Genomic DNA, 18,063 nt, shown 5'->3' on the forward strand with positions numbered 1-18,063 from the left:
TGCTCCGTATTGGCTTGAAGAGCAAACTACCGTTCACGCATTGATCGATAAACCGGCTAAATCACATAGCACTGATACCAAAATCACATAAACCCATTCACACACCGAAGTTAAATGCGATGGACATCCGTGGCCGGGTCCCTTCAAACCGCCGTACGGCATGCATCAGCCAGGACGGAAACATCACGAAGGTGCCGCTGGTGGCCGAGCAGGTGCTGCTGAATCCCGCCGTAAGGCAATCTTCCACGCGCATGCGCAGCGCCGGGTTGTAGGTCGAGGCCACCATGCCCCGTGGGTCGATGAACTCCAGGTCGCCGCCGACGCTGGCGTCTTCTTCCCGCCCGCCTGCATCGACCCAGTAAACGCCAGACCAGAATGCGCCAGGATGGCCATGCAAAGCGTTGCTATGACCGGCCTTATTCACGTTGGCCCAGGCGTTGAGTGTCCATTCGAAAGCGGGCTCGATGAAGCCGTGTTGTGCGTGGTGAACGGCGGTCAGTTGATTGGCAAATTCCCTGGCAAAGGCCACCAATGCATCACAGGCCTCCCCGCCCCACTGCGCGAAGTCGTGGGCGGATTGCCAGCCGCCATCGTTGCTGCACTGGGTACCGCAGAGGTCCTGCGCCATGCGGGTGGTGATGAGCGTCTTCAGCTCAGCGTTGAGCCATTCTGCATCGGGGTATTGAAGGCTCGCCAAAGGCGTGGCGAAGAGCCGGCGGATGTTGATGAGGTCAGGATTTACACGCGTGCTGCTGGGTTGCATGGGCGGTTCGCCAGGTTGTGCCAGAAGGCACAGACCATACGGCGCGAACGCCTTGAGCGATGTAATCCTTTGTGAAGGTCTAGGGGATTTTAGTAATACGGGCCTCGTCATAGCACGGCAACTCGATGGCGTCGGCTTTCGGCGACAGGAGCTTGCCGAACAGGGTTTTGAAACCCGGTGCGGTAGCCAGCCTCAACACCGCGTGGCCGAGGGCAATGCCCGCGCGCGAGTGCGGCGATGCCAGCCGTGGGGCGAACTTGGGGACGCTCTGCGCCTGCTTGACGTAAGGCCGCATCAGCTTTTCATACGCCGCAAATGCCTGGCGGTGGTCAGCGTGACGCCCGAGTTCGCCGGCCAATACATAGGCGCCACACAGCCCCAGGCTGGTGCCCATGCCGCTGATGGGCGATGCGCAGTAGGCGGCGTCCCCGACCAGCGCGATGCGGCCCTTGGACCAGCGCGGCATTTTGACCTGGCCCACCGCGTCCAGATAAAGATCGCTGGCGTGTTCCAGCGCGGCGAGTACGCGGGGCGCTTCCCAGCCGGCATCGGCAAACACGCGCTTGAGCAACGCGACTTGTGCGTCCCGGGTGAGCTTTTCATAACCGCTGGGCGCTTGCTGAAACGACAAGAACGCGCGTGTAGTGCCCAGGTTGTCCGGGCGCAAACAGATGCAACGGCCACCCGGCAGGTTGTGCCAGCGCATCACCTGGCCATCGCTCGGCGCGCGCGGCACGGTGAAGTACGCGGTGTAGAGATCCAGGGAGCGGCGCTCGACTTCATTGCCGAACACTTGATTGCGCGTCGCGGAGCCAATCCCTTCGGCGACGATGACCAGATCGTAAACCTGTTCAACGCCCTGCTCGAAGCGCACGTGCACCTGGTCGCCATCGTCTTCCAGGGCGTTGATGCTGTCACCGAAGCGGTACGTGACCCGATCCTCGCTCTGCTGGATCAACAGCTTGGCGAGTTCGCCGCGCAGGATTTCCAGCTCGGCGATCGGGCCGTCACCGTCAAAGGCATTTACACCGATGAAGGCCTTGGTCCGGTTGCCTTGGTCAACGAAGGCGATGCCTTGTTCATGGGTACTGTTGGCCCGAATCAGTGCCTCCAGCCCCATGCGTTGCACGACCACACGCCCTGCCCCGCGCACGTCGATGGTTTGCCCGCCATCGCGAAACGCCGGCGCCTTCTCGACCACCGTAACGTCCATGCCCTGCCGGGCCAGCCAATACGCCAACGCGGGGCCGGCGATGCTGGCGCCGCTGATCAATACCGTTTTAGAGGTCATGAGCGGTCCCCGGCAACGTGCTGCGGTAAACCTCGATTACTCGCCCCAGAAACGCCTCGACCACCGCGCGATCCTGACCTTCCAGCGCACCGAGTACTGTGCTCAACCCACCGAGCATCGGCGCAATATGCCGATACGCCTGCGCCACCGAGGCGGGCAGTGGACACACCAACACCCGGCGCTTGTCCTCCACTTGCCGCTCGCGCACCACATGCCCCGCACGTTCCAGCCGGTCGATGACCTGGGTGATGCCTGCCGTGGTTACCGAGAGACGCGCGGCGAGTTCGGTCGGCGGCAGTGGGCCGTCGGTGATCAGGTGCTCCAGCGCGGCCATGTCAGTCTGGTTGATGCCCAGCGCCGCGCCCAGGTGGCTGGCGGATTTGCGCGTCAGGATAGCGATCTGTTGCAGCTGTTGGCCGACGGGATCGCTGGCGATTTGCAGGGTGCGTGGGTCCTCGGCGGGGGATTGGGGGGACTTCATGGGTGCGGCTCTGGCTATTTGGGGAGGCGAGAAATTAACATATAGCTAACTTGCTTAGCTACCTTGATGAAAAATACAGCCGAATTGCCCAGGGCCTGCCCACCCTTTACTCTCACGTTTCCACCCCACCCTGCGAACCCGGAGCCGCCATGGACCTCGCCACCCTAGCCCTTTTCCTCCCCGCCTGCTTCGCCCTGAACATGGCGCCCGGCCCCAACAACCTATTGTCGGTGAGCAACTCGACCCGCTACGGCTACCGCACCTCCTGCCTGGCCGGCATCGGCCGCCTGCTGGCCTTCGCCGGCATGATCGCCCTCGCCTCTGCCGGCCTCGCGGTGGTGCTGCAAACTTCGGAGTTGTTGTTCTATGGGATCAAGATACTGGGGGCGGCGTACCTGTTTTACCTGGCGTTTCAGCTGTGGCGGGCGGATCCGCAAGGGGAGTCGGAAGCGGCGACAGCCAAGGTAGGCTTGTGGGCGTTGGCGAGGCAGGAGTTTTTGGTAGCGGCGGGTAATCCAAAAGCCATCCTCATCTTCACCGCCTTTCTCCCGCAGTTCGTTGTCCCGGGCCAACCCATCACCCCGCAATTCGCCCTGCTGGGCGCGATGTTCCTAGTGCTGGAATGGATCGCCATCAGCGCCTACGCCTATATGGGCCTGCACATGCGCCGCTGGTTTGCCGAGCCGCGGGGCAAGCGGATATTCAATCGCTGCTGCGCGGGGTTGTTGTCGGCGGCGGCGACGGTGTTGTTGATGGCGCGGCGGGCATAAGCCAGGAATAAATGCAGGCTTTACTTGCTGACGACGACTGACAAACACTAGGATGCGATGAATTCTCAAATGCACTGTGTTCTTGCAGAGGCTTTCTGTGTCGTCGTCATCCACGCCCCCAGCCCCGCACGCCGATATTCGCGCGTTGTACATCGATCATCACGCCTGGTTGCTGGGCTGGTTGCGCAGGCGGCTGCACCACGGTGACAGCGCCGCCGACCTGGCCCAGGATACGTTTGTACACATCCTCGGAAAGCCAGAGCGGTTGCAGGAGTTGCGCCAGCCACGGGCCTGGTTGAGTGCGGTGGCCCATGGTTTGTTGGTTGATCGGGTGCGCCGGCAGCGGGTCGAGCGGGCTTATCTGGAGGCCATTGCTCACTTGCCGGAGGCTGAGGTGCCGTCGCCGGAATCACAGTTGATCCTGCTGGAAACCCTGGCGCGCGTGGACGCGTTGCTCGATGGCCTGCGCCCCAAGGTGCGCATGGCTTTTCTGCTATCGCGCCTGGAGGGGCTCAGCTACAAGGAAATCGCCGTGCGCCTGGCCGTGAGCCTCGGGTCGGTGGAGAAGTACATGGCCAGCGCCATTCGCCATTGCTACCTGGCTCAACGATGAGCACACATCCCCTGCCCGATAACGTACTGGACCAAGCCATCGGTTGGCTGGTGCGGATCGAATCCTCCGGTTCAAACCCTCAAGTGCTGGCAGCCTGCCTGGATTGGCGCCAGGCCGATGCGCTGCATGAAACCGCCTGGCAAGCGCTGAGTATAAGCGACGCGTCCTTCCAGACGCTGGCCGCACTGCCGGGCACAGTGGCGATGGATACGTTGGAACGCTTGCACAGCGGCCATCACAGCCGGCGCCACGCGCTCAAATTGCTGGGAATGGGGTTGCTCATCACCGGGGCCACCGGCTGGCAGCTGCGTGACAGCACGCAGCTGCCCTGGGGCGCGGACTATGCCACTGGGGTGGGCGAACGGCGTCAGTTCCTGCTGCAGGATGGCACGCGCCTGCAACTGAACACCGTCAGTTCAGTCGACGTCGAATTCACTGCCCAGCGCCGGCTGATCACACTGCGGCGCGGCGAAATATTTGTCGATACCGGCAAGGACGGCGCCGCACCTGATGGGCGTCGCAGTTTTTGGGTCAGCACCCGGCACGCGCAGTTGCAGGCGATCGGCACCGCCTTCGGCGTGCGTGATGAACAGCACGGCACACGGGTTCGGGTCGAGGATGGCGTGGTGGCGATTCACAGCAAGGGCGAACCGATCTTGATCGCCGCCGGCGAGGAATACCTGATCAATCTCGGCGGCAGCCAACGCGTCGAGGCCAGCACCCTCAACGCTAGCGCCTGGACCCGTGGGCAACTGGTGGCCAAGCGCATGCGCCTGGGCGACCTGACCGCCGAATTGGCGCGTTACCGTCACGGCTGGTTGCGCTGCGATCCCGCCATCGCGCAACTGGAGGTGTCGGGGGTCTTCCAGCTGGACGACATCGACCGCGCGTTGAGCGCCCTGAGCGATTCGCTACCGGTACGTGTCGAGCGTTTTACGCCGCTCTGGACCCGCGTGATCGCCCGTTGAGCCAGACGATAAATAATCGCAAAAAGATTTACGGGTTTTGCCCCGTCCTTCGACAAACAGGACATACCCCCTGTTATTCGAAAGGAGCTCGTCGTTCATGTCCTCTGCTTTGATTTCCCCTCGGTCGCTGTCGCGCAGTGCCCTTGCACTTGCCCTCCAGGGCATTCTACTGGCCAGTGTTGCGGTGCAGGCCGCGCAGGCTGAGAGTCGTCATTACGAATTGGCCGCCGGTCCACTGGAGGAATCGCTCAACAGCTTTGCCCAGTCGGCCGGGATCACCCTGCCCTTCGACCCGGCGTTGGTGCAAGGCAAGCGCGCGCCGGCACTGCGCGGGGACTACGACGTACACGAAGGTCTCAGCCGCCTGCTGGACGACAGCGGCCTGAGCGTGATGCGCAGTGCCAGCGGCAACTACCTGCTGGTACCGCGCGGCGGCGATTCCGGGGCGCTTGAGTTGGGCGCCACCAACATCAGCGGCCTGAACCTCGGTGCCACGACGGAACACAGCAGTTCCTACACCACGGGAGCCATGCAGACCGCAACCAAGCTGCCATTGTCCCTACGGGAAACGCCGCAGTCGGTCACCGTGATAACCCGCCAACGCATGGACGATCAAGGCATGCGCAGCCTCGACGATGTGGTCCAGGCCACACCCGGGCTACGCTTGGCCGCTGCACGGCCGGCCAATAGCGAGTTCTTTGCCCGTGGTTTTCCCATCACCAACCTGATGTTCGACGGCCTGCCCACCACCTACAACGCCGACTGGGTCGCCACCGCCGACCTCGCACCCTATGACCGTGTCGAAGTGGTACGCGGCGCCACGGGCATGATGCAAGGCGCCGGCAACCCCTCGGCCGCCATCAACATGGTGCGCAAGCGTCCCACCCAGGCTTTCCAGGCGAGCATCACCGCCAGTGCCGGCAGCTGGGACAACTACCGCAGCGAGCTGGACATCAGCGGCCCGGTCAACGATAGCGGCACCCTGCGTGGCCGTTTTGTCGGCGCCTACAACGACAAGGACAGCTATCAGGATTACGCCGGCCGCGAACGCGGCGTGTTCTACGGCGTCAGCGAGTTCGACCTGAGCGACAGCACCACCCTGACCGTCGGTGCCTCCGAGCAGAATGACAATAACAACATCAACTGGGGCGGCTTGCCGGTGGGCCCCAATGGCCACCACATGGGCTTTTCACGTTCAAAGACCTTCGGCTACAGCTGGTCGCACCAGGACATCGACAACAAGACCCTGTTCGCCGAGTTCGACCAGCGCTTCGACAACGACTGGCGCCTGCACCTGGGCGCGTCGAAAAACTGGTCCGACTTCAAGATGATGGGCGCCGTGCTGGAGCGTAACAACGACGCCACCTACCGCCAACGCGTGTTCAACCAGGGCCGCGACTTCGACCAGTCCACCTACGACTTCTTCGCCAGCGGCCCCTTCCCCCTCCTGGGCCGCCAACATGAACTGGTGGTGGGCGCCAGCAAGCGCCAACTCAAGACTGAGGCCGTTGGCGGCACGGTGTTCGTCGACAAGATCGACATCAACCGCTTCAACCCAAGCGGCCTGGCGCGGCCAAGCGTGCCGGACGTGTACACCCTCAGCGAGAAAGTCGATCAGGAAGGGCTCTACGTCACCACCCGCTGGAACCTCGCCGACCCGCTGAAAGTCATCCTCGGCGCCCGCCTGGACTGGTACGACGCGACCTCGATCTACGACCAGATCAACGACCAGTACTACACCTCGGGCAAAACCCGCGAGGTGCGTCACCTCACCCGGTATGCCGGTGTCATCTACGACCTGGACGACAACCATTCGGTGTACGCCAGCTACACCGACATCTTCCAGCCCCAGACCGAAAAGAACGGCGACGGTGGCGGAATCAAGCCCATCACCGGGGAAAACTACGAAGTGGGCATCAAGGGCGAATACTTTGGCGGCGCACTGAATGCCAGCGCGTCGGTGTTCCAGATCGACCAGCTCAACCGCGCAGCAGAAGTGGCGGACGCCAGAACCTGCACATTCATCCCGGTTGGCGCCTACGGTTGCTACGAGGCCGCGGGCAAAGTGCGCAGCCAGGGCGTGGAGCTGGAGATCAACGGCGCACTGACGCCGAACTGGCAAGTGGGCGCCGGCTACACCTTCGCCCAGGCCAAGTACGAAAAAGATGCCGACGCCGCCAAGGAAGGCACCCTGTTCGACACTGACGTGCCGCGTCATATGTTCAAGGCCAACACCACCTATCGCCTGCAAGGCGAGCTGAACCGCTGGCGGATCGGTGCCAACCTCTACAGCCAGAGCAGCACCTACAACAAGGGCCGCAATGTGTTCGGCAACTTCCATATCGAGCAGGAGGCCTATGCCCTGGTGGGCCTGATGGCCGGGTATCAGGTCAATAAACACCTGGACACCCAACTGAACATCAACAACGTGTTCGACAAAAAGTACTATCAGGGGATCGCCAGCAACTCGACGTGGAGCCCGTATGATGTGTACGGCGACCCGCGTAACTTTACGGTCACGGCGAAGTACAGTTTCTGACGGGATAAAAGCCTCGCATCCGCAGTGAGCGGGCATACCCCGGTCACTGCACAATTGAGTCACCGCGCCAACCCTGCAAACCGACGAGCAAACACACATGACGGACTTCGATTTCAAAGCACAATTCATCGCCGCGCTGCCGTCTACACCGCCTGAACTGGACCTGGATTTTGCCGAATTCATTGCCTTCAACCCCAGCGACCTTGCCGGCATGCCCGCCGAAGAGGCCGGCTTCCTGCTCAAACACGGACTCCCCCGGGACGCGCCACCCTTCCTGAGCTTTGAAGCCTACAGCGCACCAGAAATCGTCCGCAGGTTGACGATTTTCGGGATTGCCGATCACTACTACCCCTTGGGCCATACGGGGTCGGGCGATGTGTTGGCGCTTGATCAAAAAAACCGCGAGATCGTCTACTTCAACCACGACGCCGACAACACCCGCGTTTTCATCAACTCCACGCTGATGCAGTTCGCCCGCTGCTTGTGCATCTTTCAGGAGCATTTGCGCGACGCCACGATGGAACATTGCCTGGCCAACATCCGACACGTCGATCCTGCGGCGGCAGAGCCTGGGACGATGTGGGCGGACGAGACCAACGCGGAGCTTGGTTAACACCGCAGCCTTACGCCAGAATCAGCCGCTGAACACGACGAGCAGCCCCCCAGTCAAGGAGACAACCCATGAAAACCCTAGTGATCGGCGCGAGCAAAGGCCTGGGCAAAGCCCTCATCGAAGGCCTCGGCGAGCCCGGCGATACGTTGATCGGCGTGTCCCGCAGCCAACCTGAACACCTGGACCACAAGACTGGCGTCACCGTGCACTGGGTCGAGGCCAACCTGGCTGAGCCCGCCGTAGCCGCGCAGGCCATAGCTGCGGCGGTCGCCGAAGGCGGGTTGGACACGCTGATCTACAACCTGGGCATCTGGGAAGAACTCGCCTTCGACCCGGCGTATAACTTTCTGACAGACGACGACAGCCAGATCGAAGCCATTGTGACCTGCAACATCACCTCGACGCTGTTGCTGATCAAGCGGCTGTTGCCGGTGCTGCTCAACAGCGCAAACCCCAGGATCATCCTCACCGGCTCGACCTCCGGCCTGCCGCAAAGTGGCCGCCCGGAAGTGACCTTTGGTGCCTCCAAGTTCGCCCTGCGCGGTATCGCCGACGCCTTGCGCGAGGGCTATCGCCAGCAGCGGCTGGGCGTGACGTGCCTGAACCTGGGCTACCTGAATACCGAAGACCCACTGAGCACGCCGCGCGACCATGCCGCGCAACGCGGTGAGGGCCACGCGATTCCCGTGCACGATGTGGTGCAGGTGGTGCGCATGGCGTTGAGCCTGTCCTCGGCCAGCTTCGTCAAGGACATCACCTTGCCAGCCATACTCGATGAGCGCTTTTAGAGGCGCCGTCGCCGGGGCTTGACACATTCGCTCACATCCCCTGAAGATGTTCGCCTCATTCAGGGTGTGACAATTCATGTCTACTAAGTCGCTGGTTAACCTTTCCGTCATTGGCTCGATTGCCAAGGCGCAAGGTTGCGTGGCGCACGCCCTCAAATCGAAGAAACAGTCGCTCATGTGACCGGGGCGCGCTGTCCCGTCAGATGAGCTGACAGGACATTGAGCGCGACGGTCTCCCCCCTTGCACAATTCCCTCTGCCCTTCTGACGGTGACTTGATCGGTCAATCATCAGGAGAAAGTGCATGTCAGCGTTTCAAGGTATCTGGGTTCCCGTGGTCACGCCGTTTCAGGACGGTGCCATCGACTTTGGCGGCCTGCAACGGCTGGTCGGTCACCTGCTGGAAAAACACGTGGCCGGGATCATGGTGTGCACCACCACGGGCGAAGCGGCATCACTGAGCCGGCCAGAACAACTGGCGGTGCTGGATGCGGTGTTGCAGCAAGTACCTGCGCAGCGTGTGGTGATGGGCCTGTCGGGCAATAACCAGATCGAACTGCTGCAATTCCAGGAGCAAATCCTCAAGCGCCCGGTCGCCGGCCTGCTGGTGCCGGCACCGAGTTATATCCGCCCGTCCCAGGCCGGGCTGGAAGCGTTTTTCCGCACGGTGGCCGATGCTTCCAGCGTGCCGGTCATCCTCTATGACATTCCCTACCGCACCGGCGTGACCTTCGAGCAATCGACCTTGCTCAATATCGTCAGCCATCCGCGCATCCAGGCCATCAAGGATTGCGGCGGCAACCTGGGCAATACCCTGGCGCTGTTGGCCAGCGGCCAGGTGGACGTGTTGTGCGGCGAAGACCAGCAGATCTTCAACGCGCTGTGCCTGGGCGCCAGTGGCGCGATTGCGGCGTCGGCCCATGTGCGAACGGAACAGTTCGTGGCGCTGTGGCAACAAGTGCGTGATAACCAGTTGACTGAGGCGCGGGCGACGTTTTTCCAGTTGCTGCCACTGATCAACACGATGTTTATCGAACCCAATCCCGCGCCGGTAAAAGCCGCACTGGCCTTGCAAGACTTGATCGGCAGTGAGCTGCGGGCGCCGATGCAGCGTGCCAGTGACAAAGTTATCGCCCGGTTCAAGCAGTTGTAGGAAGCCGCCTACAGTGCGATTCAGCACCGGCTGCGCCGGTTACCAATCGTTATATTTTCCCTTGCCGTTGGGGCGTTTGCCGGTTGGATAGCAGGCGGGCAGCCGCGTAAGGTCGGCTGCATTCTGCGCCACTTGGGGGTATGCGATGAACTTTCTGCGTTTGCTGGTGCTGCTCAGCCTGGTGGGTTGCGCCGACCGCTCCACGGCGTTGTCCGCGCCCAGCCCCAACAGTTTCGAACACTACCGCCAGCAAACGCTGGCGAGTCTTGAGCGTGACCGGCGCTTCCAAAACCCCGACCACGGGCTGGAACTGGACTGGAATGCGCCGCGCGAATGGGTCGCGCAAACACCCAATGGCCATGGCGTCCTGTTGGTACATGGCCTGGGGGATTCGCCGGGGTCGTTCAGCGACATTGGCGCTCAACTGGCGTCACGGGGTTATCGGGTGCGCACGCTGCTGCTGCCCGGGCATGGTACGCAGCCCTACGACATGCTGGAGGTCGATATCGCCGACTGGCGCAGGACGGTGGCGCAACAAGTGGCACTGTTGCGCCAGGACGTGGACCAGGTCTATTTGGGCGGTTTCTCCACCGGCGCCAACCTGGTGCTGGAGTACGCCATGGACGATCCGGGCATCGCCGGCCTGCTGATGTTTTCTCCGGCGTTCAAGGCGCGTAACCGCTTTATCTGGATGCTGCCGTGGCTGACCTACGTCAAGCCCTGGCTACGTGACCCCGAGGGCCCACGGCAATTGCAGTCGCCACTGCGCTACCAGAACGTCCCCACCAACGGTTTTGCCCAGTTCTATCGCACCAGCGCAGCGGTGCGCGACAAGTTGGCCGACACAACGTTTGACCGCCCGGTGCTGATCGTCAGTGCCGCCCATGACTCCGTGGTGGATGTGCAGTTCGTGAGGGAAACCTTTACCATGCGTTTCCCCCACCCAGCCTCGCGGATGATCTGGTACGGCGAACTGCCAGCCCCGCAGCGATCACCGCGCATCCTGGTGCGCAGCGACTACTTGCCGGCCGAGCGCATCAGCCAGTTTTCCCATATGGGCGTGTTGTTCGCCCCGGGCAACCCGCAATACGGTCGTCAGGGCCAGCAGCCGGAGTGCTGGAACGGCCAGACGGATGAAGGCCTGCAACACTGCCTCGACGGCAAGCCCGTGTGGTATTCGGCCTGGGGCTATCGCGAGCCGGACAAGGTGCATGCACGGCTGACATTCAACCCTTACTTCGAGTGGCAGGCCGAGGTCATGGACCAGGTGATGCGCCAATAACAGACAGGCAACCGCCTCGCCGCTGGCGAGCGCTGCGATCCCGGCCTATGGTCCAAGGCATGCCTTGCACTTTGCTGTCCCACCTACGATCCCCGTAACAGGTGACACCATGCCCAGCCTCTCCCGCCCCGCCGTGCTCGAACTGATCGGCAACACGCCGCTGGTTCGGGTCAGTCGCTTCGACACCGGCCCCTGCACGCTGTTTCTCAAACTCGAATCCCAGAACCCTGGCGGCTCGATCAAGGACCGCATCGGCCTGGCCATGATCGACGCCGCCGAACGCGACGGCCGCCTGCGCCCTGGCGGCACCATCATTGAAGCCACCGCCGGCAACACCGGCCTGGGCCTGGCGCTGGTGGGCCGGGCCAAGGGCTACCGAGTGGTGCTGGTGGTGCCCGACAAGATGTCCACGGAAAAGGTGCTGCACCTCAAGGCCATGGGCGCCGAGGTGCATATCACCCGCTCAGACGTGGGCAAGGGCCACCGCGAGTATTACCAGGACGTCGCCGCGCGCCTGGCCAAAGGCATTGTCGGTTCATTCTTCGCCGACCAGTTCAACAACCCCGCCAATCCCCTCGCCCACGAGACCGGCACCGCCCCGGAAATCTGGGCGCAAACGGAGCACGATGTGGACGCGATTGTGGTGGGCGTCGGCTCGGCCGGCACCCTCACCGGCCTGACCCGCTTCTTCAAGCGCGTGCAACCTGAACTGACGATGGTGCTGGCCGATCCAGTGGGCTCGGTGATGGCTGAATACAGCCGCAGCGGCACCCTGCCAACACCCGGCTCGTGGGCCGTGGAAGGCATTGGCGAAGACTTCATCCCTTCGATTGCCGACCTGTCCAGCGTGCGCCACGCCTACTCCATCAGCGATGAAGAAAGCTTCGACCACGCCCGCCAACTGCTCAAGGCCGAAGGCATTCTCGGTGGCTCGTCCACCGGCACCTTGCTTGCCGCCGCCTTGCGCTACTGCCGCGAACAAACCTCGCCCAAGCGCGTGGTCACCTTTGTGTGCGACACCGGCACGCGCTACCTGTCGAAGGTCTACAACGACCAATGGATGAACGACGCAGGCCTGCTGCAATACAAGCACTACGGCGACCTGCGCGACCTGATCGCCCGCCGCTTCGAAGACGGCCGCGTGATCAGCGTAAGCCCCGACGACACCCTGCTCACCGCTTTCCAGCGCATGCGCCTGGCCGACGTATCCCAACTGCCGGTGCTGGTGGACGGCAAGCAACTGGTGGGCGTGATCGACGAATCCGACATCCTGCTGGGCCTGCACCATGACGCTGCGGATTTCACCATGGTGGTTGCCAGCGCCATGACCGACCGCGTTGAAACCCTGGACCCCAGCGCCAGCCTCGCCGAACTCCAGGCAGAACTGGATCGCGGCCTGGTCGCAATCATTGCCGACGCCTCCGGCTTCCATGGCCTGATCACCCGCGTAGATCTGCTCAACCACCTACGGAGATCCCTTGCATGAGCCTGCCCGATAAAAGCGCGTTTGCCACCCGTGTGATCCACGCCGGGCAAAGCCCCGACCCGACCACGGGCGCGCTGATGCCACCGATCTACGCCAACTCCACCTACCTGCAAGACAGCCCCGGCGTGCACAAGGGCTTCGATTACGGGCGCTCCCACAACCCCACGCGGTTTGCCCTGGAGCGTTGCGTGGCAGATCTGGAAGGTGGTAGCCAGGCGTTTGCCTTCGCTTCCGGGCTGGCGGCGATTTCCACGGTGCTGGAGTTGCTGGACGCCGGCGCCCACATCGTCTCCGGCAATGACTTGTATGGCGGCACCTTCCGCTTGTTCGACAAGGTGCGCCAACGCAGTGCCGGGCACCGCTTCAGCTTTGTGGATTTGAGTGATGTGCCGGCGTTCGAAGCCGCATTGCAGGACGATACGCGCATGGTCTGGGTCGAGACGCCCAGCAACCCGCTCCTCAGCCTCACCGACCTCAGCGCCATCGCACGAATCTGCCGGGCGCGCGGAATTATCTGCGTGGCCGACAACACCTTCGCCAGCCCCTGGATTCAACGGCCGTTGGAGCTAGGGTTCGACGTGGTAGTGCATTCCACCACCAAGTACCTCAACGGCCACTCGGATGTAATCGGCGGCATCGCCGTGGTCGGCGACAACCCCGGACTGGCGGAACGCGTGGGTTTCCTGCAGAACTCCGTGGGCGCCATCGCCGGGCCGTTCGACGCTTTCCTCACCCTGCGCGGCGTGAAGACCCTGGCCCTGCGCATGGAGCGCCATTGCAGCAACGCACTCGACCTGGCCACCTGGCTGGAGCAACAGCCGCAGGTAGCGCGGGTTTACTACCCTGGCCTGGTTTCCCACCCACAGCACGCACTGGCCCGCCGGCAAATGCGCGGGTTTGGCGGGATGATTTCAGTGGATTTGCGCACAGACCTGGCGGGCGCTACACGCTTCCTGGAAAACGTGAAGCTGTTCGCCCTGGCTGAAAGCCTGGGAGGCGTGGAAAGCCTGATTGAACACCCGGCGATCATGACCCATGCCAGCATCCCAGCCGCGACGCGGGCGCAGTTGGGGATTGGTGATGGGTTGGTGCGGTTGTCGGTGGGGGTTGAGGATGTGGAGGATTTGCGGGCGGACCTGGCGCGGGCGTTGGCCCACATCTAAGGCTTGCCTTGAAGCTGGCTTGTGCCTGGACACTTGTTCGTGTGGAAGCCGCTTTTTGTGGGAGCTGGCTTGCCTGCGATGCAGGCAACTCGGTGCATCAGATGAACCGAGGTGATGCTATCGCAGGCAAGCCAGCTCCCACAGAAAAGCCAGGCCCTACAGAGAGGCCAGCTCCCACGCTTGCCGGGTTAACTTGAGGTCATGTTCGCCCGCGCCGCATGCAGCTTCTTGTAGCTCTCAATCAGGCGCTGATGCCGATCCAACCCTTCCAGCTTCATGCTGGTCGGCGTCAAACCATGGAACCGTACGCTGCCATTGACCGAGCCAATCACCGCGTCCATCCGCTCATTGCCAAACATCCGGCGGAAGTTGGCTTCGTAGTCCGCCAGTTCCAGGTCGTCGTCCAGTTCCATCTCCAGCACCGCATTCATCGCCTGGTAGAACAGGCCACGATCGGCGGTGTTGTCGTTGTATTGCAGGAACATCTCCACGCACTCCTTGGCTTCCTCATGTTGCTGCAAGGCGAGGAAGATCAGCAGTTTCAATTCGAGGATGGTCAACTGGCCCCAGGCCGTGTTGTCGTCGAACTCGATGCCGATCAAGGTGGTGATGTCGGTGTAATCGTCCAGCTCGCTTTCGATCAGGCGCTCGGCCAAGGCGTTGAGTTCGACATCGTCGAGGCTGTGCAGGTTGAGGATGTCGGCGCGGAAGAACAGTGCCTTGTTGGTGTTGTCCCAGATCAGGTCGTCCACCGGATAGATTTCCGAGTAGTCCGGTACCAGGATGCGGCAGGCGGTGGCGCCGAGGTGCTCGTACACCGCCATATAGGATTCTTTACCCATGCCTTCAAGGATGCCGAACAGGGTCGCGGCTTCCTGCGCGTTGGAGTCGGCGCCTTCACCGGAGAAGTCCCATTCGACAAATTCGTAGTCCGACTGCGCGCTGAAGAAGCGCCACGACACCACACCGCTGGAGTCGATGAAGTGCTCGACGAAGTTGTTCGGCTCGGTCACCGCCTGGCCTTCGAAGGTCGGCGCTGGCAGATCATTCAAGCCTTCGAAGCTGCGACCTTGCAGCAACTCGGTAAGGCTGCGCTCCAGCGCCACTTCCAGGCTTGGATGCGCGCCAAACGAGGCGAACACGCCGCCAGTGCGCGGGTTCATCAGGGTCACGCACATCACCGGGAATTCACCGCCCAGGGACGCATCCTTGACCAGCACCGGGAAACCCTGGGCTTCCAGGCCCTGGATACCGGCGAGGATCCCCGGATACTTGGCCAGCACGTCGGCGGGCACATCCGGCAAGGCGAATTCGCCTTCGATGATTTCGCGTTTCACCGCCCGCTCGAAGATCTCCGACAGGCATTGCACCTGGGCTTCGGCCAGGGTGTTGCCAGCGCTCATGCCGTTGCTGAGGTAGAGGTTTTCGATCAGGTTGGACGGGAAATACACCACCTCACCGTCGGACTGGCGCACAAACGGCAGCGACACGATACCGCGCGCTTCGTTGCCCGAGTTGGTGTCGTACAGGTGCGAACCGCGCAACTCGCCGTCGCGGTTGTAGACCTTGAGGCAGTAGGCATCGAGGATTTCCGCCGGCAGCTCATCCTGAGGGCCAGGCTGGAACCAGCGCTCATCCGGGTAATGCACGAACGGCGCGTTGGCCAGTTCTTCACCCCAGAATTGATCGTTATAGAAGAAGTTGCAGTTGAGCCGCTCGATAAACTCGCCCAACGCCGACGCCAATGCGCCTTCCTTGGTCGCGCCCTTGCCGTTGGTAAAGCACATCGGCGAATGGGCATCGCGGATATGCAGCGACCACACGTTGGGCACGATATTGCGCCACGACGCGATTTCAATCTTCATGCCCAGGCCGGCGAGAATCGCCGACATGTTGGCAATGGTCTGCTCCAGCGGCAGGTCCTTGCCCGCTATATAAGTGCCCGCTTCGGAGGTGGAGTTGGGCATCAACAAGGCCTGGGCATCGGCGTCGAGGTTTTCAACTTCTTCGATGATGAACTCAGGACCGGCCTGCACCACTTTCTTCACGGTGCAACGATCAATGGAACGCAGGATGCCTTGGCGATCTTTCTCGGAGATATCCGCCGGCAACTCGACCTGGATCTTGAAGATCTGGTTATAGCGGTTTTCCGGGTCAACGATGTTGTTCTGCGACAGGCGAATATTGTCGGTGGGAATATCGCGCGTGGAGCAATACAACTTTACGAAGTACGCCGCACACAACGCCGACGAAGCCAGGAAGTAATCGAACGGCCCCGGTGCCGAACCGTCGCCTTTATAGCGGATGGGTTGGTCGGCAATAACCGTGAAGTCGTCGAACTTGGCTTCAAGTCGAAGGTTGTCGAGAAAGTTGACCTTGATTTCCATGCGGGCACACCAGAATAACGGCTAAACAAAAATGGCCGCCATTATGAGGTTTTTCATCGGGAAGTTTCAGGCTTTTGACCAATGGCTGGCGAAATAGCCAATGTAGATTAATCTTTTCCCAGCTGAGGCCGATTGGCTGAGTGCAACCAGGGAGTAGTCGGAATGCGCAACAACCAGCCAGTCACACAGCGCGAGATTTCACTCGCGCCTCAGCAAAAACTTATTTCCGCCACCGACGTTAGAGGTGTGATCACCTACTGCAACGACGCCTTCGTTGAAATCAGCGGTTTTGACAGGGCCGATCTGATCGGCGCACCGCAAAATATCGTGCGTCACCCCGATGTACCACCAGCAGTTTTCGCGCACATGTGGAGCGCGCTCAAGCAGGGCCTGCCGTGGATGGGCATCGTCAAGAACCGTTCCAGGACCGGCGACCACTATTGGGTCAACGCCTACGTCACGCCGATCTTCGACGGCAGCACGGTGGTCGGTTTCGAGTCGGTACGGGTCAAGCCCAGCGCCGATGAGATCCGTCGCGCCCAGGCGCTGTACCGGCGCATCAGCGCCGGCAAACCCGGTGTATCGCGCCAGGACGCGTGGCTGCCAGCAGCGCTGAACTGCGTGCCCTACGTGGCAACCGGCGTGGCCGGGAGCCTGGCGGGCCTGTTCCTCAGTGCGCCTATCGCCGTGGCCGTGGCCGTTGCCGTGGCGATACCGGTCGGCGTGCTGTGCGCGCGTGTGCGCCAGGGCAGCACCTTGCGCTTGTTGCGCGGCGTGGAGCCTTCGACGTCAGACGCGTTGATCGCGCAGATGTACAGCGACGCCCGTGGCCCTCAAGGGCGCCTGGAAACCGCGTTCCTCAGCCAGTCCGCACGCCTGAAAACCTGCCTCACCCGCCTGCAAGACAGCGCCGAACAACTCAGCGCCCTCGCCGGCCAATCCGACCAGTTAGCCAGCGCCAGCGCCCAAGGCCTGGACCGCCAGCGCGTGGAAACCGAACAAGTCTCGGCCGCCGTCAACCAGATGGCCGCCACCACCCAGGAAGTCGCCAGCCACGTGCAGCGCACCGCCGATGCCACCCAGCAAGCCAACGCCCTCACCGGACGCGGCCGCGAGGTGGCACGCGATACCCGCGAAGCCATCGAGCGCCTCTCCGCCGTGGTCGGCGAAACCGGGGTGACCGTCGCCCAACTGGCCCGCGACAGCGACGAAATCGGCAGCGTGGTGGACGTGATCAAAGGCATTGCCGATCAAACCAACCTGCTGGCCCTCAACGCCGCCATCGAGGCCGCCCGCGCCGGCGACATGGGCCGTGGCTTTGCGGTGGTGGCCGACGAAGTGCGCCAACTGGCACAACGCACCTCACAATCCACCACGCAGATCCATGCGCTGATCACGCAATTGCAGGCGTCCTCCAACAACGCCGTACACAGCATGGAAAACGGCCAGCGCCAAGCCCAGGAAGGCGTGGCGTGGGTGCTGGAGGCGGACCAGGCACTGGTCGGCATCAGCGAGGCCGTGTCGCACATCACCGACATGACCACGCAAATCGCCGCTGCCACCGAGGAACAGAGCGCGGTGGCCGAGGAAATCAGCCGCAATATCACCACCATTGCCGGGCTGGCCGACCAGACCTCGATCCAGGCTCATCAGTCCACCGACTTGAGCAAAGAACTGACCAATACCGCCGCCACCCAATACGCGTTGGTCGCACGCTTCAATCGCTGAGCCCTTCCCTTCACGCGCCCTTTTACAGGGCGCCTTTGC

General features: G+C 62.2%; 14 protein-coding genes and 2 pseudogenes. 12 read left to right on the plus strand and 4 right to left on the minus strand.

Features of this window, described 5'->3' with window-relative positions:
- Positions 1–97 precede the first annotated feature (97 nt).
- From ACU688_RS14825 to ACU688_RS14835, 3 genes are all read right to left on the minus strand, one after another.
- On the minus strand, positions 98–763 hold the full coding sequence (locus tag ACU688_RS14825) for a TIGR02466 family protein (RefSeq protein WP_448185341.1): 666 nt from the start codon (positions 761–763) through the stop codon (positions 98–100).
- 79 nt (positions 764–842) lie between these two features.
- Entirely contained in the window at positions 843–2,054 is a 1,212-nt protein-coding gene (locus ACU688_RS14830) for an FAD-dependent monooxygenase (protein WP_448185342.1), read from the minus strand.
- Positions 2,044–2,535, minus strand: coding sequence for a MarR family winged helix-turn-helix transcriptional regulator (locus ACU688_RS14835; protein ID WP_448185343.1), 492 nt, complete (start codon positions 2,533–2,535; stop codon positions 2,044–2,046). Before ACU688_RS14835 ends, ACU688_RS14830 begins: the two co-directional genes overlap by 11 nt.
- Positions 2,536–2,684: 149 nt before the next feature.
- Here ACU688_RS14835 and ACU688_RS14840 point away from each other — a divergent pair, with 149 nt between their 5' ends.
- The 10 genes from ACU688_RS14840 to ACU688_RS14885 all read left to right on the plus strand — a co-directional run bounded on the left by ACU688_RS14840 (position 2,685) and on the right by ACU688_RS14885 (position 13,909).
- Positions 2,685–3,305, plus strand: a complete 621-nt coding sequence (locus ACU688_RS14840) for a LysE family translocator (protein WP_448185344.1) — start codon at positions 2,685–2,687, stop codon at positions 3,303–3,305.
- A 97-nt stretch (positions 3,306–3,402) separates the two neighbouring features.
- Entirely contained in the window at positions 3,403–3,918 is a 516-nt protein-coding gene (locus ACU688_RS14845) for a sigma-70 family RNA polymerase sigma factor (RefSeq protein ID WP_448185345.1), read from the plus strand.
- Positions 3,915–4,886 carry a FecR domain-containing protein gene (locus tag ACU688_RS14850; protein ID WP_448185346.1) on the plus strand — a complete coding sequence of 324 codons (972 nt, stop codon included), beginning with the start codon at positions 3,915–3,917 and terminating at the stop codon, positions 4,884–4,886. The genes ACU688_RS14845 and ACU688_RS14850 overlap by 4 nt, the downstream gene beginning before the upstream one ends.
- A gap of 97 nt (positions 4,887–4,983) precedes the next feature.
- A complete protein-coding gene (locus tag ACU688_RS14855) occupies positions 4,984–7,425 on the plus strand; it encodes a TonB-dependent siderophore receptor (protein ID WP_448185347.1) in 2,442 nt (813 codons plus the stop codon).
- 97 nt (positions 7,426–7,522) lie between these two features.
- Positions 7,523–8,038, plus strand: a complete 516-nt coding sequence (locus ACU688_RS14860) for an SUKH-4 family immunity protein (protein ID WP_448185348.1) — start codon at positions 7,523–7,525, stop codon at positions 8,036–8,038.
- A 68-nt stretch (positions 8,039–8,106) separates the two neighbouring features.
- Entirely contained in the window at positions 8,107–8,826 is a 720-nt protein-coding gene (locus ACU688_RS14865) for an SDR family NAD(P)-dependent oxidoreductase (protein WP_448185349.1), read from the plus strand.
- Positions 8,827–9,129: 303 nt separating this feature from the next.
- Entirely contained in the window at positions 9,130–9,978 is an 849-nt protein-coding gene (gene dapA / locus ACU688_RS14870; RefSeq protein WP_448185350.1) for a 4-hydroxy-tetrahydrodipicolinate synthase, read from the plus strand.
- A gap of 145 nt (positions 9,979–10,123) precedes the next feature.
- On the plus strand, positions 10,124–11,260 hold the full coding sequence (locus ACU688_RS14875) for an alpha/beta hydrolase (RefSeq protein WP_448185351.1): 1,137 nt from the start codon (positions 10,124–10,126) through the stop codon (positions 11,258–11,260).
- Positions 11,261–11,369: 109 nt separating this feature from the next.
- Positions 11,370–12,746 (plus strand): pyridoxal-phosphate dependent enzyme, encoded by a 1,377-nt coding sequence (locus ACU688_RS14880; protein ID WP_448185352.1) that lies wholly within the window; start codon positions 11,370–11,372, stop codon positions 12,744–12,746.
- A complete protein-coding gene (locus ACU688_RS14885; RefSeq protein WP_448185353.1) occupies positions 12,743–13,909 on the plus strand; it encodes a cystathionine gamma-synthase in 1,167 nt (388 codons plus the stop codon). The genes ACU688_RS14880 and ACU688_RS14885 overlap by 4 nt, the downstream gene beginning before the upstream one ends.
- A 188-nt stretch (positions 13,910–14,097) precedes the next feature.
- On the opposite strand, the gene ACU688_RS14890 is transcribed toward ACU688_RS14885, so the two are convergent.
- Positions 14,098–16,296, minus strand: coding sequence for an OsmC domain/YcaO domain-containing protein (locus ACU688_RS14890; RefSeq protein ID WP_448185354.1), 2,199 nt, complete (start codon positions 16,294–16,296; stop codon positions 14,098–14,100).
- Between the two features lie 162 nt (positions 16,297–16,458).
- On the opposite strand from ACU688_RS14890, the pseudogene ACU688_RS14895 reads away from it, so the two are divergent.
- Together ACU688_RS14895 and ACU688_RS14900 are read left to right on the plus strand one after the other, a co-directional pair.
- Positions 16,459–16,731: pseudogene (locus tag ACU688_RS14895) on the plus strand (PAS domain-containing protein); the annotation flags it as partial.
- Between the two features lie 348 nt (positions 16,732–17,079).
- Positions 17,080–18,024, plus strand: a pseudogene (locus ACU688_RS14900) (methyl-accepting chemotaxis protein); the annotation flags it as partial.
- Positions 18,025–18,063: the final 39 nt, after the last annotated feature.

It is taken from the genome of Pseudomonas acericola (SeqCode), from assembly GCF_053456465.1.